Origin of the sequence: Janthinobacterium sp. P210006, from assembly GCF_036231885.1 — a bacterium.
In the GTDB taxonomy this organism is placed as follows: domain Bacteria; phylum Pseudomonadota; class Gammaproteobacteria; order Burkholderiales; family Burkholderiaceae_D; genus Janthinobacterium; species Janthinobacterium violaceinigrum.
The window spans coordinates 352,123-371,467 of record NZ_JAZARD010000003.1 but is presented as its reverse complement, the minus strand read 5'-3'; the positions used below and the strand labels follow the sequence as shown (position 1 = coordinate 371,467).

The window sequence follows — 19,345 nt, the reverse complement described above, 5'->3', positions numbered from 1 at the left end:
TACGCAAATAAAGTGTCGCAGAGTAGTCGTAGGATTACAACATAATATGTTGATATTTGTTCGTAGTATAGTTACTATGTCCCTGCTGGAAAGAATTCTGGCCAGTACATTCGGCCACGAATGACTAGATAAAAACAAATTACTGAGGAGACTTACCATGCTGCATCGCACCATGTTGAAGGCCGTGTTGAAAGCACTGCCAGCTGCCATCGTCTTAGCCATCGCCAGCGGTTCCGCTGCCGCCGATCCAATGTATCCATCCGATTCCGAAGGCTTCCATGGCTACCTGCGCGCTGGCGCCGGCAGCAATACGTCGGGCGACGGCGGTTCGCAAGGCTGCTTCGGCCTGGGCGGCAATACCATGAAATACCGTCTGGGCAATGAGTGCGACGCCTACACGGAATTCGGCTACACCAAGTCCATCGCCAATTCCGGCGGCGTCAACTACCTGGCCACCATCTGGGTCAACGCGTATGCGCCAAACTCGGATTTCGGCGACAACAAGCTGGGCATCGTCAAGGCCTATGTCGAAGCGCAGGGACTCGATTTCCTGAACGGCGGCACGGCCTGGATCGGTAAACGTTTCTACTACCGTCCTGACATCCACATGCTGGACTTGCAATACATCAATATGAACGGCACGGGTGCCGGTCTGGACCGCATTCCTGCCGGCCCAGGCAAATTCTCGTACGCCTTCTTCAAGGACAACGACATCAACACCGTGTCGCCGACCGGCGTCGTCAGCACCAAGTCCGCCGTGCGCCAGAACTTCATCTACGGCGAGATTCCCGTCAATGAAAACGGCACCCTGGACCTGGCCGCCACCTACATCATCGGTGAAGGCAAGGACAACGACTTATACGGCAAGAAACACAACGGCTGGCAGCTGTCGGCATTCCACCGTCAAGCCAAAGTCTTCGGCGGCGGCAATACCTTCGGCGTGCAATACGGCGTCGGCCCTGGCACGGGCAAGGGCGCGCAGTTCGGCGCGTCGGGCGACACCAATTTCGGCTCGGACGTCAAACGCACGCGCATCTTCAATGACATGGCGATCCAGCCCCTGGCCAACTTCGGCATGGAATTCGTCGCCCTGTGGCAAAAAGACGAGTCCAACGCCAACGGTTCCTCGACCTGGACCTCGGTCGGCGTGCGTCCTGTGTACGCATTCACCAACAACTTCAAGCTGGTGGGCGAACTGGGTACGGACCGCGTGACGCAAGCGGGCGGCCTGCCGGCCAAGCGCCTGACCAAGCTGACCATCGCGCCGACGATCTCGGCCGGTCCTGGCCTGTGGTCGCGTCCTGAACTGCGCGCCTTTGTCACCTACGGCAAATGGAACGATGCAGCCACCGCCTCGGTCAACGCATCGAACAACGGCGGCCCGATCTACAACAACAATACCAGCGGCACGTCCTACGGCTTCCAAGTGGAAACCTGGTTCTAAACACCGGACCAAACCTGCTGCACGGCGCGCTTTGCGGCCTGCGATGCTCACCGTGCTCCAGCCCGGTTGCGCTTCCTGGCCACAAATCGCTGCCGCTCGCGACGGTTTTGTTCAGTGTTGATGTTTGTAATGCAGATCAACCTGGCGCATCCTTCGCGGATGCGTTTTTGGCGCCGTCCCGTGATATAAATGCAATGTAGTCATTTCATGGATCACGGCGCCGTCTTTATACCAAGATGATGCCCGTTTGCAAGCGGGTCTGAGCACAAGAGCGCCGGTACAGGCGCAGATTTCACCTTTTTCGGCCCCCGTATGCCGAAGCCCCCTAAAAGCTTGATCAAAAAAGGAATGTGGAGATGAAACTGAAATTCAAGATTACCCAACTGGCCGCATTGACCACCCTGGCATTTGCTGGCAGCGCCTTTGCGACCGACGTGGAAGTGTTGCACTACTGGACCTCCGGCGGCGAAGCGAAGTCCGTGGGCCAGTTGCAGCAAATCGTGAAAGAAAGCGGCTTCGGCTGGAAAGACTTCGCCGTGGCTGGCGGCGCTGGCGAAAACGCCGCGACCGCGCTGAAAACCCGCGTCATTTCCGGCAATCCGCCAACGGCCGCCCAGATCAAGGGCCCGTCGATCCAGGAGTGGGGCGCGGAAGGCGTGCTGGCCAATATCGATGATGCCGCCATTCCAGGAAAATGGGATGCCGTGCTGCCGAAAGTCGTCGCCGACATCATGAAATACAAGGGCCACTACGTCGCCGCTCCCGTCAACGTCCACCGCGTCAACTGGATGTGGGTCAATCCGGAAGTGCTGAAAAAAGCCGGCGTGGCCACCACTCCGACCACCTGGGATGCGTTCTTCGACGCGGCCGAGAAAATCAAGAAATCGGGCGGCATCGCGATCGCCCACGGCGGCCAGCCATGGCAGGACGCCACCGTGTTCGAATCCGTCGCGCTGGGCGTGGGCGGCACGGAATTCTACAAAAAGGCCATCCTCAAGCTGGACCAGAAGGAATTGACGGGCCCGACCATGCTCAAGGTGTTCGACACCTTGGGCAAGGTGAAGACCTACATCGACAAGGATGCGGCAGGCCGCGACTGGAACCTGGCCACCGCCATGGTCATCAACAACAAGGCCGGCTTCCAGTTCATGGGCGACTGGGCCAAGGGCGAGTTCACGGCTGCCGGCAAGGTACCGGGCAAGGACTACCTGTGCGTGGCCGCTCCTGGCACGGACAAGGCCTACACCTTCAACATCGATTCGTTTGCCATGTTCACGCAAAAGGATGCGAATGCGAAGAAAGGGCAGATCGCCCTGGCCAACGCCATCATGAATCCGAAGTTCCAGTCGATCTTCAACCTGAACAAGGGTTCCATCCCCGTGCGTTCCGGCGTTTCCAAGGACAAGTTTGACGCTTGCGCCCTGAAATCGATGGAAGACATGGACGCCACCAACAAGAACGGCGGCCTGGTGCCATCGTTCGCTCACGGCATGGCGCTGCCATCGGCCACGCAAGGCGCCGTGACCGACGTCATCGCCAAGTTCATGAACACCAACATGAGCTCGAAAGACGCGGTTGCCGCATTGGCCAAAGCGGCAAAAGTGAAGTAATCACGACGGCGCCGGCACTCCCGCCGGCGCCCTCTGCATCGCATGCATCGCAGGCGCCCGCCCTGGCGTTCGTCCAGGCCGGCGCCACACGCAGTTCTACTTCTACGGCTGTCCTATGTCCATACGCAAGCAATTCGACCGATGGATACCGCAGATGGTGCTGGGCCCCACGCTCATCGCCAGCTTGGTATTCGTCTATGGTTTTATCTTTTTGACCGGTTGGCTGTCGCTGACCGAATCGCGGCTGATGCCGAACTACGAGTTCGCCGGCCTGGTGCAATACGTCGAGCTGTTCGACAATGAGCGCTGGTGGACCTCGCTCAAGAACCTCGGCATCTTCGGTGTCCTGTTCATCGGTTGCAGCATCGCCATCGGCCTGTTCCTGGCCATCCTGCTGGACCAGAAAATCCGCGCCGAAGGCGCGCTGCGCGCCATCTACCTGTATCCGATGGCGCTGTCCTTCATCGTCACCGGCACGGCCTGGAAATGGATGCTCAATCCCAGCCTGGGCCTGGAAAAGGTCATGCACGACTGGGGCTGGACCTCGTTTACCTTCGACTGGCTGGTGAACTCCGACATGGCCATCTACACGGTGGTGATCGCCGGCGTCTGGCAATCGTCGGGCTTCGTCATGGCCCTGTTCCTGGCGGGCCTGCGCGGCATCGATGATGAAATCATCAAGGCGGCGCAAGTCGATGGCGCGTCCTTGCCGACGATTTACTGGCGCATCGTGATTCCCGCCATGCGTCCCGTGTTCTTCAGCGTGCTGCTGATCCTCGCGCATATCGCCATCAAGAGCTTCGACCTGGTCATCGCACTGACGGCTGGCGGACCTGGCAACTCGTCGTCCGTGCCGGCCATCTTCATGTACCAGTTTTCCTTCACCCGCGGCCAGCTGGGCCTGGGCTCGGCATCGGCAATGATGATGCTGGCCACCATCGTGGCCGTGCTCGTGCCGCTGATGTACCTGGAAACGCGCAGCGCAAAGGCGATGAGATGACACCTACACGCAATAATCGCCTCACCCTCGGACGGGTGGTTGTATACCTGCTGCTGATCCTGTTTGCGGTGTACTACATCGTGCCCCTGTACGTGACCCTGTCGACGTCGTTCAAGTCGCTCGACGAGATCCGCAGCGGCAACCTGCTGGCACTGCCGCACGTGTGGCAGTTCGATTCCTGGTCCAAGGCCTGGTCCTCGGCTTGCACGGGCGTCACCTGCGACGGCATGCAGCCGTTCTTCTGGAACTCGATCAAGATGGTGATTCCCGCCGTGCTGATCTCGACCTTCCTGGGCGCTTTCAACGGCTATGTGTTCGCGCACTGGCGCTTCCGCGGTTCGGAAATCCTGTTTGCCGCCTTGCTGGTGGGCTGCTTCATTCCGTTCCAGGTGGTGATCCTGCCGATGGCGCGCCTGCTGGGCGAATTCGGCCTGGCCAATACCACCACGGGCCTCGTCTTCGTGCACGTGGTGTATGGCACGGCCTTCACGACCCTGTTCTTCCGCAACTACTATATCGGCGTGCCGGAAGAGCTGATCAAGGCGGCGCGCATCGACGGTGCCGGCTTCTTCCTGATCTTCCGCAAGATCGTGCTGCCGATTTCGGGTCCGATTTTCGTCGTCTGCATCATCTGGCAATTCACGCAGATCTGGAACGACTTCCTGTTCGGCATCGTGTTCGCCAGCGGCGATTCGCAGCCGATCACGGTGGGCTTGAACAACCTGGTCAACACGTCCACGGGCGTGAAGGAATACAACGTCAACATGGCTGCCGCGGTGATTGCCGCGCTGCCGACCCTGCTGGTCTATCTGGTCGCAGGCCGTTATTTTGTGCGCGGTCTGACCGCAGGCGCAGTCAAAGGTTAAGGAAAGAATATGTCCAGTTTATCGATACGCAGCATCCGCAAGGTGTACACGAATGGCGTCGAAGTCCTCAAGGGCATCGACATCGAAATCAAGGATGGCCAGTTCCTGATCCTCGTCGGCGGCTCCGGCTCCGGCAAGTCGACCTTGCTCAATATGGTGGCCGGCCTGGAAAGCGTCACGTCGGGCGAAATCCTCATCGACGGCAAGGTGGTCAACGACCTGCCGCCGAAGGACCGCGACATCGCCATGGTGTTCCAGTCGTATGCGCTGTACCCGTCGATGACAGTGCGCGAAAACATCGCGTTCGGCCTGAACGTGAAAAAAGTGCCGAAGGCGGAGCAGGAAGAAATCGTCGCCCGCGTGGCCGAAACGCTGCAGATCACGCACTTGCTGGACCGCCGTCCGGCGCAGCTGTCGGGCGGCCAGCGCCAGCGCGTGGCCATGGGCCGCGCCATTTCGCGCAAGCCGTCGCTGTTCCTGTTCGACGAACCGCTGTCGAACCTGGACGCCAAGCTGCGCGTGGAAATGCGCGCCGAGATCAAGCTGCTGCACCAGCGCCTGAAAGCCACCATCGTCTACGTCACGCATGACCAGATCGAGGCGATGACCATGGGCGATCTGATCGCCGTCATGAAGGATGGGGTGGTGCAGCAACTGGGCACGCCGCAGGAAATCTACGACAATCCGGCGAACCTGTTCGTGGCCGGCTTCATCGGCTCGCCGTCGATGAACTTCATTACCGTCAAGCCTGTCATCGAGGGCAACGAGGTATTTGCCGTCATCGACAACGCGGGCAAGAGCATGCGCCTGGTCCTGCCATTCCCGGCCGACAAGCTGCGCAGCCATGCGGGCCGCGACGTGATCCTGGGCGTGCGCCCGGAGCAGATCACGGACATGAGCAGCGCGCACGGCGACGTGGGCCAGGAACTGGGCTGCCTGATCGACCTCGTCGAGCCGACCGGTCCCGACACCCTGCTGACGACGCGCTTGAACGGCGCCGCCGTGACCTGCCGCACGCACCCGCGCGAAGCCGTGCTGCCGGGGCAGACCATGCAGCTGTCGTTCAACCTGTCGAAAGCGGCCCTGTTCGATCCGGCCAACGGCGAGCGCATCGCGTAAGCAGCAACTGCGATAGAAAACAGCCCGCCTGTCAGCTGACAGGCGGGCCGTTGTCGTTTGCGCCGCGCTTACTTGGCCAGCGATTTTTTATACGCGATGGCGTAGCTCAGCTTGCCCGTTGGCGTGACCAGGTCGTCCAGCGCCGCCTGGCTGAAGACGCCCGTCCAGCCCAGCGCCTGCGCCGTGACGCCGCCGCTGACGATGTCGCCCGCCTTCAGGCCCGCCATCGCCAGCGAAGCCGTCTTGATGGTGGCCATGTAGCCGGTGGCGTCGCTCGTATCCGTCTTGGCCAGGTCGACGCCGGCCTGCTTGCGCAGCCAGTCGGCCCAATAGAATTCGAGGAATTCCGTGGCCGTCGATGGCACCACGTAGCCCGCGTCGCGCGTGAAGTACACGAGGGCGCGGTAGGGATCGTTGCCCAGCGATTTGAGGCCGATGGACGCCGGCAGCTGGCTGGTGGCGATGGCCTTGTTGCCGCCATCCTTCAGCCAGACCTTGTTGACCTTTTTCATCTGCGCCCAGAAATCGTATTCATTGAGCTTGCTGAAATTGTCCGTCACCTTGACCCACACTTTGAGCTGATGGTTCTGGCCATTGTCCGCATCCCAGAAGGCGCTGAACGTGTGGTGGCCGTCCGTCAGGTACAGGGTGCCGTTCGGGCCGATGACGACGGTCTTCATGTCGCCCGGCTTGGTGCCCACGGCGGACTTGCACTGGAAGGCGGCGGGCGGGTTGCTCAGGGTGGCTCCGACCACGTTGGCCGTTTTCGTCAGCACGTCGTCCTGGCCGTTGGCTTCGCACAGTTCGGCGAATTTCTTCGGCTTGTTGGTCTTGGCCATGATCTGGTCTTCCGCGCCGTAGCGGCCCAGCTTGTAGTAGATCTGGTCGTAGCCGACGGCTGGCTGCGTGGGGCGCAGTTCGTCGAGCGACACTTGCAGGAAGACGGGCGCCGCATCGGTGCCGGCGGCCGTGGCGGCCAGCACTTGCTGGCGCGCGCTGAGCACGGGCGGCGTTTCCAGCACGCTCTTGCCGGTCGCCATAGGCGCGCCGCCATCGATGATCTGCGCGACGATGCTGCCGCTGGCATTGACGATGTCGATATCGGTGCCGCTCTGTTTTACCTGCAGGTTGTCGAGCAGGACGTCGGCCGGGTCCTTGCTGTTCGGCGTCAGGGCGCCGTTGACGAAGTCGTAGCTGGCCGCCATGCCCAGGGTCTGCATGGGTGCCGCCAGGGCCCTGCCCAGCTGCGTCTGCGCCGTTTGCAGTCTGGCCGCATCGATGGCGGCCAGGCTGGCGGGGGATGCGCTCGAGGGAATGCTGCCCAGCAGCTGCATGGCGATGACGGAGGTGAGCGGCGTCAGGTTGACGGCACTTTCCTTCAGCGACAGTGCGTACAGCGTGGTGCCGCCTGCCGGCGTGACGGAGACGAGGAAGGGCGCCTTCGCCGTGGCAACCAGGGTGATGGCCGCTTTGCCATTCGCGTCCGTGGTGGCGCTGCCGACGACATTCTTGCCGGCGTCGAGCACGGAGACGGAGGCATTCGCCACGGCCTTGCCGGTGGCCGCCACCACGTTCAGCACGCGCGCGGGAGTGACGGGATCGACGGGGGCGACGGGCGTCGTGGCATCGTCGCGGTAGTCGTGGCCGCCGCAGGCAGCCAGGCTGGCGCCCAGCGTCACGGCGATGGCGAGGGATAGGGTCGTGCGGCGAAGGCTGTTCTTGTACATGGTGTCCCGTGATGTCGGCATAAAAAGTGCCGACATGCTAGCGGGCGCAGATGTCAGGATGATGACACGCCCGCATGTTACTGGCGCGGCAGCGACTTCCGGTAGCCGATGGCGTAGCGCAGTTTGCCTTTGTCCTGCGTCAATTCATCGAGTGTCTCGCGGTCGACTTCGTCCAGCGCCCCCAGGTCTGCCGCGCGCTTGCCGCCGCTGACGATATCCGTTGGCTTCAGCGCCACCATCGCTTGCGCGGCCAGCAGGATCGCACCGGCATACGCGGCGGGGTCGAGCAGGTCGATGCGCGCCAGGTCCAGCTCGGGTTTGCCGCGCAGCCAGTCGGCCCAGTAAAACTCGAGAAATTCCGTGGCGTGTCCGGGCGGCTCGTAGCCGATTTCGCGCGTGAAGTAGACGAGCGAGCGGTAGCGGTCGTCGCCCAGCGATGTGAGGCCGATGGCGGCCGGCAGCTGCTGCGGTGTGATGGCCTGGTTCTGGCCGTTTTTCAGCCACACCTTGTTTTCCGCGCGCATGCGCATCCAGAACGCCGTTTCGTCCAGCGCGCTGAAATTGTCGCTGACCTTGACCCACACCTTCAGTTGGTGGTTGCGCCCGCCATCGGCATCCCAGAAAGTGGAAAGCGTGTGGTGGCCATCGGTCAGGTACAAGGTGCCGCGCGGGCCGATGACGACGGTCTTCATGTCGTCGGGATGGCTGCCCACGGCTGCCTTGCAGCGGTAGCCGGCCGGCGGCGCGCTCAGGGTGGCGCCGGCCGCGTTGGCCGTGCCGGGCACGACGTCGCCCTGGCCATTGGCTTCGCACAGGTCGGCAAATTTTTTCGGCTTGGCGATGTCGGCGATGCGCTTTTCTTCGGCCGCATAGCGCCCCAGCTTGTAATACACCTGGTCGTAGCCGATGGCCGGCTGGGTGGGATGCAGTTCATCGAGGCTCACCTGCACGATGCGCGGCTGGGCGGCGCTGCCCACGACGGTCGCCATCAGCGCCTGCTGGCGCGCGCTCAGGGCGGGCAAGGTGGCGGCATCGCGGGCCAGGGCCGGCGGCAGGAAGGCCGCCTGGCAGGCCAGGGTCAGCAGCAGGGCGGGGAGGCGGGGGAAAGTGCGGTGCATGGCCATAGTCTCCAAAATCACAGTATGGGCGGCGCGCGGCGCCGCCGCTTGATGCCGCGCAGGCGCAGCCCACAATGGCTGCGTGCCGTCAGCGGCCCAGCATGCGCAGGCAGGCGTCGGCCACGTCGGCGGCAAAGGCGCTGCTATCGTCCAGTTGCGCGGCGATGGCGTCGTCCGTCACGCCATGCACGGCCGAGTAAATCATCAGCGCTGCCAGGCGCGGCTGGGCTGGCCATGCGCCCGCTGCCGCGCCGCCTGCCAGGATGGCGCCCAGCTGCGCCAGGATGGCGTTCTTGTCGGGATTGTCTGTGGAATCGATGCCGATGCTGCGGCGGTGGTGCGTGTAGACGATGTCGTGCAGGCGCCAGGTGGCCAGGTAAGTGGCCACATTCGCCTGCACCCAGGCGCGCAGCCGGCCCTCCCAGTCGTGCGGCATGCACAGGCCGACTGCCGTTTCCAGGCTGGCCAGGAAACGGGCCGTGTAGCGTGCGGCCAGCGCCGCCAGCATTTCATGCTTGGATGGGAAGTAATGATAGAAGGTGCCTTTCGCCACGCCGGCCAGCGCCGTGATGTCGCTGACGGTGGTCGCTTCCACGCCCTGGTCCAGGAATAGCCGCTCTGCGGCGGCCATCAATTCATCGAGGCGTACTTCGGCCGGCTTGGTGCGGGGGCGGGCGGGTGCCGGCGGGGCGGCATCGGGCAAGACGGTCTGGGCGGGGCGTGTCGTGGTCATGCGCCCAGTATAAGTGAAGCGCAGGCGCCGCCCAAGCGTCCGCGTGCACACGGTTGATTTTTAATTGACCGACGGTCGGTCGATGGTTATGATGAAAGCGAACTCAAACATAGGAGCGACTCCATGCAGCGTTATCGCCGCGCGGCCCTGGTGGCTGCCGCATACCTGGGCACCTTTCTTGCGTCGCTCGACATCAGCATCGTCAACGTGGCCCTGCCCACCCTGCAGACGGCGCTGGCGACGGACATGGCGGGCTTGCAGTGGGTGGTCAATGCGTATGCGCTGTGCCTGTCGGCCTGCATGCTGTCGGCCGGGCCGCTGGGCGACCAGCATGGCCACAAGCGCATCTGGCTGCTGGGCGTGGCCCTGTTTACGGCCGGGTCACTGCTGTGCGCGCTGGCCGCCAGCCTGCCGCTGCTGCTGGCGGGGCGCGCCGTGCAGGGCGTGGCGGGGGCCCTGCTGATCCCGGGCGCCATGCCCATCCTCAGCCATGCCTTTCCCGACCCGCGCGAACGGGCGCACGTGATCGGCGGCTGGTCCGCCTTCAGCGCGCTGGCGCTGATCCTGGGGCCGCTGCTGGGCGGCATGCTGCTGGAAGCCACGGGCTGGCAAAGCATTTTCCTGATCAACCTGCCGCTGGGCTTGCTGGCCCTGCTGCTGGGCGCCTGGGGCATCCCCGAGCGCCGCTACCACGGGCAGGCGGCGCTGGACCGGACGGGGCAGGTGCTCAGCATCGTCTGGCTGGGCGCGCTCACCTATGGCTTGATCGCGCTGGGCGAGTCCGGGCACGGCGGCGGGTACGCGTGGCTGGCGCTGGCCTTGGCGCTGCTGGCCTTTGCCGCCTTCCTTGCCGTGGAAGCGCGCGCGCCGCGCCCCTTGCTGCCGCTGCGGCTGTTCCGCGACCGGACCTTTGCGCTCGTCAACCTGGCTTCGCTGGTGCTGGGCTTTGCCTGCTACAGCAGCCTGTTCTTCTTTTCGCTGTACCTGCAGCAGATCCAGGGCTGGGCGGCCGGCGCCAGCGGCTGGCGCATGTTGCCGCAGTTCGCGGCCATGGCCATCGTTTCCCTGTGCTTCGGCCGCCTCAGCCGTCACGTGCCGTTGCGGCGTCTGATGCTGGGGGGCTATGTGCTGGCGGGGCTGGTGCTGCTGGCCGCGGCGGCCCTGGCGCCGCAGACACCGTACGCCATCGTCGCGGCCGTGTTCCTGCTGCTGGGCGTGGCCATGGGACTGGCCGTGCCCGCCACCGGCCTGCTGGCGATGGCCAGCGTGGACGGCGGGCGTGCCGCGCTGGCGTCGGCCATCCTGAATGCCTTGCGGCAGGCGGGCATGACCCTGGGAGTGGCCGTGCTGGGCAGCGTGATGAACGTGCGCGCCGCCGCACTGCTGGAGCGGGCGGGGCAGGTTGCGTCGCTGGCCGCCGGCTTCCAGCTGGCCATGCTGCTGGCGGGGCTGGCGTGTCTGGCCGTGGCCTTGCCCCTGTACTGGCTGCCGCCGGAGTAAGGCTCAGGCAAGCAGATCGCTGGGCACGCGGGGTGAGGACATCAGGTCGCGGAAGGCGGCCCAGTGTTCGGCGCGCGTTGCGCCCTGGCGTTCCACATACGCTTTCGCCATGTCCTGGCCCAGGTTGTAATTGATCACATAGGCACCCATGGCATCGTAGAACTGCAGGCGCTGCGCAGACTTTTCGGCAGGATACAGGCGCACGTTGACCAGCCATTCCAGCGCTTCTTCGCGGGTCAGGCTGCCTTCGAGGTACTGGCGCGCGATGTCGTTGTCGGCATAGCCGAGCTTGGCCAGCAGGCGGTTCAGCTGCGCGTAGCGGGGCGCCAGCGCGGGATCGAGGCCGGCCAGCGGGTACAGCACCTGCTGTTCGAATGCCAGCCGCTCTGCATCCGTGAAACTCAGTTCGATGCCGTAATTGGCCGTGCCTTCTGCGATCAACGATTGCGGCGAATACAGCGGATAGATGCAGTATTCCATCCAGCCCTTGCCGCGCACCAGGTCGCGCTCGAGCAGCACGTTGTACACGTGGTGGCCCGGATACGCTTCGTGGCAGCCGAGGTCGACCGCGCGGTCTATATACACGGGCAAGTCGGTATTGATCTGGATTACGCTCTGGTAATTACCCTTGTACCAGTTGTAGCCGCTCCACGGTTTGTCGGTGACAAATTCCAGGACGAAGTCTTCCCCCTCCGGCAGGGCGATGTGCTGCAGGGTACGTTCGCGGCCGGCGCGGATGGCCGCATCCATGACGGCGCGCAGCTTGTCGGCGGGAATGACGAGTTGCGCGCGCAAGGCGTTCACGCGTTCGCTGACCGTGCCGTCGCCGGGCAGCAGGGTGTCGATTTCCGCCACCAGCTGTTCGTACCAGGCGCGGCTGTGATGGGGCGAGACGGCGTCGTACAGGCGCGCGCTCTCCGTGTCGAAATCGAGGCGCGATCCCTGCAGCATGTCCGCCTTGGCCAGCACGGCTTGCAGCTGCTTGCGCAGGTTGAGGGCGCGCAAGGAGGCGTCGCCGGCCAGCAGGGTCAGCGCGGTTTCCGCGGCAGCCTGGATATCGTTCAGGCTCTGCGGCTGGGCGTTCGCTTGCTGCTGCCAGGCGGCCGGGCCGTAATAGGCGTCCACATACGAGGCGTCGTGCTGGCCCATGGCCAGGACCAGCTTGACGTAGCGTTCGGCCACGTCGGCAAGGAGGGGAGTGTTGCTGTCGTTATTGGTCATGGCGGCAAGGTTGTTCGCGGTTGGCAGGCGCTTATTGTATAGCGCATTGGCGCAGGCGTGAGGTGGACGGTGGCGACCTCATTTCCGTATGACCATTAGAAAAATACATCTTGATATGGCTCAGTGAACCCGATGTTCACGGCCTGTGCTGCGCGTTTTGACGGCAAGATGGGAGATCGTCTTTTTTAGGTGCAGGCGTGACTTCCTCCTTGAACTTCCTTCGTTTATGGACGAGCATGACGTACGACAGATCATTTTATTGCTGTGCGGTGGCGCAAGCGCACGCATCCGAAAGACATCGAATACGCCTGTGCCTGCTGGCACGACTGGAAGGAGAGGGGACATGAGCGAGGACATCCGCAAACCACCGAGAGACCGCTCGCATGACGAGGCGATGGCCGAACTGTACCGCGACGATCCCGCCTTCGCCCTGGAACTGATCAACAATATCCTCGCCGACGGCGACCATGGCGAACTGCTGGCCGTGCTGCGCCAGCTGACGCGCGCCTTTGGCGGCGTACCTGCCGTGGCGCAGGCGGCCAAGCTCAATCCTACCCAGCTGTACCGGACCTTGTCGCCCGAAGGCAATCCCTCGCTCGCCACCTTGACGGCCATCCTCGATGCCATGGGCTTGCGCCTGGCCGTGGAACCCAGGCAGCCCGAACGTCCATTTCCCGTGCCGGCTGCCTGAATCCCCTGGCGGCTTAAAACGCCACGGGCCGCGCTTCGCGCATCGCTTGCGTCATGGCCAGGCCGATGCGCGTCGCTTCCGTCGCGTCGTGCAAGGTCAGGGACAGGGTGCGCCGGCCCAGTGCCGCATCCGTGAATTCCTGCGCCTCGATCAGGAAGGCGTCGGCGAAGCGGGCATAGAAATCCGGCGTGCATTCATTGCGCACGCCATGCGCATCCGAGATTTCCACCCGGTTCAGGCGCGGATTGCTGCCCACTGCCAGGCGGCCGCCCGTGCCGAACACTTCCGTCAGGGTTTCATGGCCATGCGCCATGGTGCGCGAAGCCATGAAGCTGGCCATGCTGCCATCGGCAAATTCCACCGTTGCCAGACCATTGTCGACGTCGCCGAACGCCTGCAAACCCGTGTGGATCGCGTTGGTGCCGCTCGCATACACGCGTTTGGGCACGGGATTGCCCAGCAGCCAGCGCGCCAGGTCGATATCGTGCACGCTGCAATCAAGGAAGATGCCGCCGCTGGTGGGGGCGAAGCGCATGAAGGCGCCGCTGGGGTCGTTCTGGTCGCACGTCTGCGAACGCACCAGGTAGGGTTTGCCGATCAGGCTTTGCGCGATCTTTTGCTGCGCGTCATGGTAGCTGGCGTCGAAACGGCGCACGAAGCCGATCATGACGGTCAGCTGCGGGTGGCGCGCCGCTTCCGCTTCCACCTTCAGGCAGTCGGCCAGGTCCAGCGACAGCGGTTTCTCGCAAAATACGTGCTTGCCGGCGCGCAGGGCGGCGATGATCTGGTCTGCATGCAGTGACGTGGGCGTGACGAGGAACACGGCGTCCAGGCCAGGGTGGGCCAGCAGGGCGTCGTAGTCGGCATAGCCGGTGGCGATGCCGAGCGTGCTGGCGGCCCAGTCCAGTTCCGCTGGCACGGGGCTGCAGGCGGCCACGACTTCGGCGTTGGGCACGCGCTGCGCCAGGTTGATGGCGTGACGCTGGCCCAGCCGGCCCAGGCCGACGATGCCGACTTTTAATGTTGGGGATGACATCTTGTCTCCAGATATTTTTATTGTTGAGTTATAAAGTGACCACGCGCTGTTCGCGCCACGACAGGGTGGCTGCCTCGGCCAGTTCCAGGGCCTTCAAGCCATCGTGGACGGTGGTGCGCAGCGGCGTGCCGTGGCTGAGGGCGTCGAAGAAATGCGCCATTTCCTGCGCGTAGGCCACGCGATAGCGTTCGAGGAAGAAATCTTCCGGCTTGTCCACGCTGACGTTCGCCGAGCCATAGGCCGTCACTTCCGTCGGTTTGTGGTTGCCTGCCTGCAGCATGCCGGCGCTGCCCAGCACTTCGAAGCGCTGGTCGTAGCCATAGGCGGCGCGGCGCGAGGCATTGATCTGGCACAAGCGTCCCTTGGCCGTGCGGATGGTGACGACGGCCGTGTCCAGGTCGCCCGCCTCGCCGATGGCGGAGTCGACCAGGCAGCTGCCCGTGGCGTGCACGCTGACGGCTTCATCGTCGAGTATCCAGCGGAAGATGTCGAAATCGTGGATCAGCATATCCTTGAAGATGCCGCCCGAGACCTTGATGTAGCTGACGGGCGGCGGACCGGGATCGCGGCTGGTGACCACCAGCAATTCCGGCGTGCCGATCTCTCCCCCTTCGATGCGCGTCTTGACGGCGTTGAAGGTGGGGTCGTAGCGGCGCTGGAAACCCAGCATGCACAGCACCTTGGCTTCCTTCACGGCGGCGGCGCAGGCGCGCGCCCGGTCGATCGTCAGGTCGACGGGTTTTTCGCAGAAGATGGCCTTGCCGGCGGCGGCCGAACGCAGGATCAGGTCCGCGTGCGTGTCCGTGCTGGAGGCGATGACGACGGCCTTGATGGCCGGGTCCGCCAGTGCCGTTTCCACCGTGGCGCTGCTGCCGCCATGCAGGCCGGCCAGCGCGGCGGCCGCTTCCTGGTTGACGTCGACCACGTACTTGAACTGCACGTCGGGTTGCGCGGCCAGGTTGGCCGCGTGGATCTTGCCGATGCGTCCGGCGCCAAACAATGCTACTTCAATCATCATGTTCTCCTGGGGTGTGGATTTCTTCGATGTCGAGCTCTAATTTGTATGCCAGCGCGATGAACAGCGCCTGGCACAGGCAGATGGTGCTGGTCAGCGAGCGGAAGGCAAAGGCGCTGCCCTCGGTGACGGTGAGCAGCGCGTCGGCGGCCCGCGCGAGCGGGGCCAGCTTGCTGTCGGTAATCACGAGGACCTTGGCGCCCTTGTCCTGCGCCGCCTTGATGCACTGCTGGGTTTCCTTGCCGTAAGGCGAGAAACTGATGGCGATCGCCACATCGCGTTCGCGCACGCTGCGCATCTGTTCGCGGTGCATGCCGCCCAGTCCGCTAATCAGGTGCACGCGCTTGTCCGTGTGTTCGAGCGCGTAGGCGATGTAGGAGGCGATCGGAAAGGACCGGCGCACGCCGATCACATAGATGTTGTCCGCTTTCAGCAGCAGGTTGACGGCCGCTTCCAGCTGCGCGTCGTCGAGTCCCGCAGCCAGGTCGTCGAGACCGGCGCGGCTGGCGCCGACGAATTCGCGCGTCAGGTCGCCCGCGCTCAAGGCCGCGTCGCGCGTGGAAATGAGCTTGCGGATGCGCTGCTGGTAATCGGGCGTGGCGCCGGCCTGGTCCGTGTAAGCCTGGCGGAACACGTCCTGCATTTCACTGAAGCCCGTATAGCCGAAGCGCTGCGCGAAGCGCACGATGGCCGATGGCTGCACGTCGCAGGCGGTGGCGATGTCGCTGATGCGCTCGAGCATCAGGCTGGCCCGGTGTTTTTCGATGTATTGGGCAATGACTTTCAGCTGGCGCGACAGATTGTCGTACTCGGCGGCAATGTGCTGCATCAGCTGTTCGATGGGGGCGGTGGCTGCCATGTTTTTTTCCTCGGTTGCTTGCTGGGCCACAGGATTGCTGCGGCTGGTTCTGGCGAGAATTATAGGAGCGAATCCAGAAAATAGAAATGATTTTCTATTTAAATTTATTTTGAAAATTTTATTGCATTTGTCTTTTTTGTGGCCTAAGCTGTGCGCAGTGCATCGGTTTGCGTGCCGCAAGGCCAGGCCGGTGACACCCTTCATAAAAGCTCGCAACTATAAAAAATAATCCGTCTAGGAGACATTCATGCATAGCAATAAAAGCAAGGGTTTGTTGAAGTGTCTGGCCATCGCCAGCCTGGGTCTGAGCCTGGGATTGAGCACGGCCACCAGCCATGCGGCCGGCGAGAAATTCGTCATGGTCAGCCATGCGCCGGACTCCGATTCCTGGTGGAATACCATCAAGAACGCCATCAAGCAGGCTGGCGAGGACTTCAACGTGTCCGTCGACTACCGCAATCCGCCGAATGGCGACCTGGCCGACATGGCGCGCCTGATCGAGCAGTCGGCGGCGCGCAACTATGACGGTTTGATCGCCGACATCGCCGACTTCAGCGTGCTGCAAAAACCGCTGGGCACGGTGGTCGCCAAGAAAATCATGCTCGTGACCATCAACTCAGGCACCCTCGCGCAAAGCGAGCAGCTCAAGGCCATCATGCACGTGGGCCAGCCCGAGTATGACGCGGGCCTGGGCGCGGGCAAGCGGGCCAAGGAAGCGGGCATCAAATCGTTCGTGTGCGTGAATCACTATGCGATGAATGCGTCGTCGTTCGAACGCTGCCGCGGTTTTGCCGATGCGCTGGGCGTCGATTTCAAATCTTCCACGCTCGACACGAATGGCGTCGACCCTGGCGTGATCGAGAGCAAGGTCAGCGCCTATCTGCGCAGCAATCCGAAGACCCAGGCCGTGCTGGCGCTGGGACCGGATTCGGCGCCGCCCGCCATGCGCGCCGTCGAGAAAATGGGCTTGAAGGGCAAGATGTATTTCGCCAGCTTCGACTTGTCGGAAGAAATTGCCAAGGGCATCAAGGATGGCAGCATCCAGTTCGCCATCGACCAGCAGCCCTACCTGCAAGGCTATATTCCTGTCGCCGTGATGGCCATCATGAAACAGCAGAAGATCACGGACCTGGCCAAGGTCAAGGAAATCCTGATTGCCAATCCGAAATACCAGGCGCGCCTGGCGGAATACGGCCTGACACCGATCTATGGCCCGCGCCACATCAGCTCCGGCCCCGGTTTCGTGACCAAGGAAAACATCGCCAAGGTCGAAAAATACGCGGGCCAATACCGCTGATCTTCTCAATTGCCACAGTGTGCACCACGCCGCGCTGCCTTCGGGCAGGCGGCGTACGGGACCGCCACGCCTGGCGCCAGCGATGCTGGCAGGAAAGTAATTGGTATTGGTAGCAGGAATTGTTGCAAGTATTACTGAAAGGAATTCGTATGACTGCGCTTAAATCCAGCCTGGCTAGCCCCGGCATGAATCCTCCCCCGCCTTCCGGCGCCGCCAGCAAGCCAGTCGCCGCCGATGAGCGCGTAGGCACGACCAGCTGGGTCAAACGGTTTTTCGGCCGCCCCGAGTTCGCCTCGATTTCCGGCGCGGTGCTCGTGTTTGCCTTCTTCGTCATCACGGCTGGCGATTCCGGCATGTTCAACCTCGATGGCGTCGTCAACTGGATGCAAGTGGCATCCTACCTGGGCATCATCGCCATCGGCGCCTGCCTGCTGATGATCGCCGGTGAATTCGACCTGTCGATCGGCTCCATGATCGGCTTTGCCGGCATGATGATCGCCATCCCGACCATCTATTTCCACTGGCCCTTGTGGGCAGCCATCCTGTTTGCCTTCGCCGGCTCGATGGCGCTGGGCTGGCTGAACGGCTACATCGTCATCAAGACGCGCTTGCCCTCGTTCATCGTCACCCTGGCTTTCCTGTTCATCCTGCGGGGCCTGACCCTGGCCCTGTCGATCATGTTTGCCAACCGCACGATCGTCAGCGGCGTGGGCGACCTGGCCGCCAATGACTGGCTGGCCAGCCTGCTGTTCCACGGCAATGTCGCCACGGGCTTGTTCCACTGGATGGGCGCGCATGGCTGGATCGCCGTGCTCGACGATGGTTCGCCCCTGGTGAAAGGCATACCGAAAGTGATCGCCTGGTGGCTGGTGCTGGCCGCCGGCGCCGCGTTTGTCCTGTCGCGCACCCGTTTCGGCAACTGGATGTTTGCGGTGGGCGGCGATGCGAACGCGGCCAAGAATGTGGGCGTGCCGGTGCGCAAGGTCAAGATTTCCCTGTTTGTCTTCACGGCCTTCTGCGCCTGCCTGTTTGCCACCTTGCAAGTGTGCGATATCGGTTCGGCCGCTGCCGACCGCGGCATGCAAAAGGAATTCGAAGCCATCATCGCGGCCGTCATCGGCGGCGCCTTGCTGACGGGCGGCTACGGTTCCGTCGTCGGCGCCTGCTTCGGCGCGCTGATCTTCGGCGTGGTGCAGATCGGTATCACTTATACGAACATCAATTCGGACTGGTTCCGCGTCTTCCTCGGCGTCATGCTGCTGATCGCGGTGCTGTTCAATAACTTTGTACGCTCACGCGTCACGGAAGCGAGATAGATCATGAGCGAACATATTCTTGCCCTGGAAAACGTCAGCAAGCGTTTCGGCTCCGTGCTGGCGCTGCAGAACATCACCATGCGGCTGAAGGAGGGCGAAGTGCATTGTTTGCTGGGCGACAATGGCGCCGGCAAGTCCACCCTGATCAAGACCCTGGCCGGCGTGCACAAGCCGACCGACGGTCAATACCTGGTCGATGGCAAGCCCGTCGTCTTCAATTCGCCCAGCGAGGCGCTGGACATGGGCGTGGCCACCGTCTACCAGGATCTGGCGCTGGTGCCGCTGTTGTCCGTGGCGCGCAATTTCTTCATGGGCCGCGAGCCGATGAAAAAGCTGCTGGGCCTGGTACCCGTGATGGATATCGACTACGCGGCCGAAACGGCGCGCGCCAAGCTGGCCGAGATGGGCATCATGGTGCGCGACCCGCACCAGGCCATCGGCACCATGTCGGGCGGCGAAAAGCAGTGCCTGGCCATTGCCCGCGCCATCCACTTCGGCGCCCGCGTGCTGATCCTCGACGAGCCCACGGCGGCCCTGGGCGTGAAACAATCGTTCAATGTGCTGAAACTGATCTACAAGGCGCGCGAACGGGGCATTTCCGTGATCTTCATTACGCACAATGTGCACCATGCGTATCCGGTGGGCGATTCGTTCACTTTGTTGAACCGGGGCAAGTCGCTGGGCACGTTCACCAAGGATACGGTGACCAAGGATGCCTTGCTGGACATGATGGCGGGCGGTGCGGAAATGCAAACGCTGATGGCTGAACTCGACGGTGTCACGATTTAAGGAT

General features: G+C 63.0%; 17 protein-coding genes. 10 read left to right on the top strand and 7 right to left on the bottom strand.

The window, feature by feature from the left end:
• The first annotated feature begins 157 nt into the window (after window positions 1-157).
• The 5 genes from VPH41_RS15660 to VPH41_RS15640 all read left to right on the top strand — a co-directional run bounded on the left by VPH41_RS15660 (window position 158) and on the right by VPH41_RS15640 (window position 6,039).
• Window positions 158-1,444: a maltoporin gene (locus VPH41_RS15660; protein WP_328570711.1), complete on the top strand. Its 1,287-nt coding sequence runs from the start codon at window positions 158-160 to the stop codon at window positions 1,442-1,444.
• 356 nt (window positions 1,445-1,800) lie between these two features.
• Complete coding sequence (locus VPH41_RS15655; RefSeq protein ID WP_086143001.1) at window positions 1,801-3,054, top strand: ABC transporter substrate-binding protein; 1,254 nt, start codon at window positions 1,801-1,803, stop codon at window positions 3,052-3,054.
• A gap of 115 nt (window positions 3,055-3,169) precedes the next feature.
• Window positions 3,170-4,054 (top strand): carbohydrate ABC transporter permease, encoded by an 885-nt coding sequence (locus tag VPH41_RS15650; RefSeq protein ID WP_010397323.1) that lies wholly within the window; start codon window positions 3,170-3,172, stop codon window positions 4,052-4,054.
• On the top strand, window positions 4,051-4,920 hold the full coding sequence (locus VPH41_RS15645; RefSeq protein ID WP_034777933.1) for a carbohydrate ABC transporter permease: 870 nt from the start codon (window positions 4,051-4,053) through the stop codon (window positions 4,918-4,920). Before VPH41_RS15650 ends, VPH41_RS15645 begins: the two co-directional genes overlap by 4 nt.
• A gap of 9 nt (window positions 4,921-4,929) precedes the next feature.
• Entirely contained in the window at window positions 4,930-6,039 is a 1,110-nt protein-coding gene (locus VPH41_RS15640) for an ABC transporter ATP-binding protein (protein ID WP_152255204.1), read from the top strand.
• A 68-nt stretch (window positions 6,040-6,107) separates the two neighbouring features.
• Here VPH41_RS15640 and VPH41_RS15635 read toward each other — a convergent pair whose 3' ends face one another.
• The 3 genes from VPH41_RS15635 to VPH41_RS15625 all read right to left on the bottom strand — a co-directional run bounded on the left by VPH41_RS15635 (window position 6,108) and on the right by VPH41_RS15625 (window position 9,617).
• Entirely contained in the window at window positions 6,108-7,787 is a 1,680-nt protein-coding gene (locus tag VPH41_RS15635) for a ParB-like protein (RefSeq protein ID WP_328570710.1), read from the bottom strand.
• 56 nt (window positions 7,788-7,843) lie between these two features.
• Entirely contained in the window at window positions 7,844-8,884 is a 1,041-nt protein-coding gene (locus VPH41_RS15630) for a ParB/Srx family N-terminal domain-containing protein (protein ID WP_328570709.1), read from the bottom strand.
• Window positions 8,885-8,972: 88 nt separating this feature from the next.
• Window positions 8,973-9,617, bottom strand: a complete 645-nt coding sequence (locus tag VPH41_RS15625) for a TetR/AcrR family transcriptional regulator (RefSeq protein ID WP_328570708.1) — start codon at window positions 9,615-9,617, stop codon at window positions 8,973-8,975.
• Between the two features lie 123 nt (window positions 9,618-9,740).
• Here VPH41_RS15625 and VPH41_RS15620 point away from each other — a divergent pair, with 123 nt between their 5' ends.
• A complete protein-coding gene (locus VPH41_RS15620; protein ID WP_328570707.1) occupies window positions 9,741-11,117 on the top strand; it encodes an MFS transporter in 1,377 nt (458 codons plus the stop codon).
• 3 nt (window positions 11,118-11,120) lie between these two features.
• On the opposite strand, the gene VPH41_RS15615 is transcribed toward VPH41_RS15620, so the two are convergent.
• Complete coding sequence (locus VPH41_RS15615) at window positions 11,121-12,338, bottom strand: hypothetical protein (protein WP_328570706.1); 1,218 nt, start codon at window positions 12,336-12,338, stop codon at window positions 11,121-11,123.
• 343 nt (window positions 12,339-12,681) lie between these two features.
• On the opposite strand from VPH41_RS15615, the gene VPH41_RS15610 reads away from it, so the two are divergent.
• Window positions 12,682-13,029: a helix-turn-helix domain-containing transcriptional regulator gene (locus VPH41_RS15610; RefSeq protein ID WP_328570705.1), complete on the top strand. Its 348-nt coding sequence runs from the start codon at window positions 12,682-12,684 to the stop codon at window positions 13,027-13,029.
• A 13-nt stretch (window positions 13,030-13,042) separates the two neighbouring features.
• Here VPH41_RS15610 and VPH41_RS15605 read toward each other — a convergent pair whose 3' ends face one another.
• The 3 genes from VPH41_RS15605 to VPH41_RS15595 are packed head-to-tail and all read right to left on the bottom strand — an operon-like array spanning window position 13,043 to window position 15,969.
• Complete coding sequence (locus VPH41_RS15605; RefSeq protein ID WP_328570704.1) at window positions 13,043-14,065, bottom strand: Gfo/Idh/MocA family oxidoreductase; 1,023 nt, start codon at window positions 14,063-14,065, stop codon at window positions 13,043-13,045.
• A gap of 28 nt (window positions 14,066-14,093) precedes the next feature.
• Complete coding sequence (gene iolG, locus VPH41_RS15600; protein WP_328571229.1) at window positions 14,094-15,080, bottom strand: inositol 2-dehydrogenase; 987 nt, start codon at window positions 15,078-15,080, stop codon at window positions 14,094-14,096.
• Entirely contained in the window at window positions 15,073-15,969 is an 897-nt protein-coding gene (locus VPH41_RS15595) for a MurR/RpiR family transcriptional regulator (protein ID WP_442906274.1), read from the bottom strand. Before VPH41_RS15595 ends, iolG begins: the two co-directional genes overlap by 8 nt.
• Window positions 15,970-16,186: 217 nt before the next feature.
• Between VPH41_RS15595 and VPH41_RS15590 the strand changes: the two genes are divergently transcribed.
• From VPH41_RS15590 to VPH41_RS15580, 3 genes are all read left to right on the top strand, one after another.
• Window positions 16,187-17,236: a sugar ABC transporter substrate-binding protein gene (locus VPH41_RS15590; RefSeq protein ID WP_287772624.1), complete on the top strand. Its 1,050-nt coding sequence runs from the start codon at window positions 16,187-16,189 to the stop codon at window positions 17,234-17,236.
• A 185-nt stretch (window positions 17,237-17,421) separates the two neighbouring features.
• Window positions 17,422-18,552 carry an ABC transporter permease gene (locus VPH41_RS15585; protein WP_193317513.1) on the top strand — a complete coding sequence of 377 codons (1,131 nt, stop codon included), beginning with the start codon at window positions 17,422-17,424 and terminating at the stop codon, window positions 18,550-18,552.
• Window positions 18,553-18,555: 3 nt separating this feature from the next.
• Complete coding sequence (locus VPH41_RS15580) at window positions 18,556-19,341, top strand: ATP-binding cassette domain-containing protein (protein ID WP_152255214.1); 786 nt, start codon at window positions 18,556-18,558, stop codon at window positions 19,339-19,341.
• Window positions 19,342-19,345: the final 4 nt, after the last annotated feature.

Coding starts and splice junctions, on each gene's coding strand:
- VPH41_RS15625 (WP_328570708.1), bottom strand. CDS start 9,617: ATGACCACGACACGCCCCGCCCAGACCGTCTTGCCCGATGCCGCCCCG.
- VPH41_RS15605 (WP_328570704.1), bottom strand. CDS start 14,065: ATGTCATCCCCAACATTAAAAGTCGGCATCGTCGGCCTGGGCCGGCTG.
- iolG (WP_328571229.1), bottom strand. CDS start 15,080: ATGATTGAAGTAGCATTGTTTGGCGCCGGACGCATCGGCAAGATCCAC.
- VPH41_RS15650 (WP_010397323.1), top strand. CDS start 3,170: ATGTCCATACGCAAGCAATTCGACCGATGGATACCGCAGATGGTGCTG.
- VPH41_RS15610 (WP_328570705.1), top strand. CDS start 12,682: ATGAGCGAGGACATCCGCAAACCACCGAGAGACCGCTCGCATGACGAG.
- VPH41_RS15580 (WP_152255214.1), top strand. CDS start 18,556: ATGAGCGAACATATTCTTGCCCTGGAAAACGTCAGCAAGCGTTTCGGC.
- VPH41_RS15630 (WP_328570709.1), bottom strand. CDS start 8,884: ATGCACCGCACTTTCCCCCGCCTCCCCGCCCTGCTGCTGACCCTGGCC.
- VPH41_RS15655 (WP_086143001.1), top strand. CDS start 1,801: ATGAAACTGAAATTCAAGATTACCCAACTGGCCGCATTGACCACCCTG.
- VPH41_RS15620 (WP_328570707.1), top strand. CDS start 9,741: ATGCAGCGTTATCGCCGCGCGGCCCTGGTGGCTGCCGCATACCTGGGC.
- VPH41_RS15615 (WP_328570706.1), bottom strand. CDS start 12,338: ATGACCAATAACGACAGCAACACTCCCCTCCTTGCCGACGTGGCCGAA.
- VPH41_RS15645 (WP_034777933.1), top strand. CDS start 4,051: ATGACACCTACACGCAATAATCGCCTCACCCTCGGACGGGTGGTTGTA.
- VPH41_RS15660 (WP_328570711.1), top strand. CDS start 158: ATGCTGCATCGCACCATGTTGAAGGCCGTGTTGAAAGCACTGCCAGCT.
- VPH41_RS15590 (WP_287772624.1), top strand. CDS start 16,187: ATGCATAGCAATAAAAGCAAGGGTTTGTTGAAGTGTCTGGCCATCGCC.
- VPH41_RS15640 (WP_152255204.1), top strand. CDS start 4,930: ATGTCCAGTTTATCGATACGCAGCATCCGCAAGGTGTACACGAATGGC.
- VPH41_RS15635 (WP_328570710.1), bottom strand. CDS start 7,787: ATGCCGACATCACGGGACACCATGTACAAGAACAGCCTTCGCCGCACG.
- VPH41_RS15585 (WP_193317513.1), top strand. CDS start 17,422: ATGAATCCTCCCCCGCCTTCCGGCGCCGCCAGCAAGCCAGTCGCCGCC.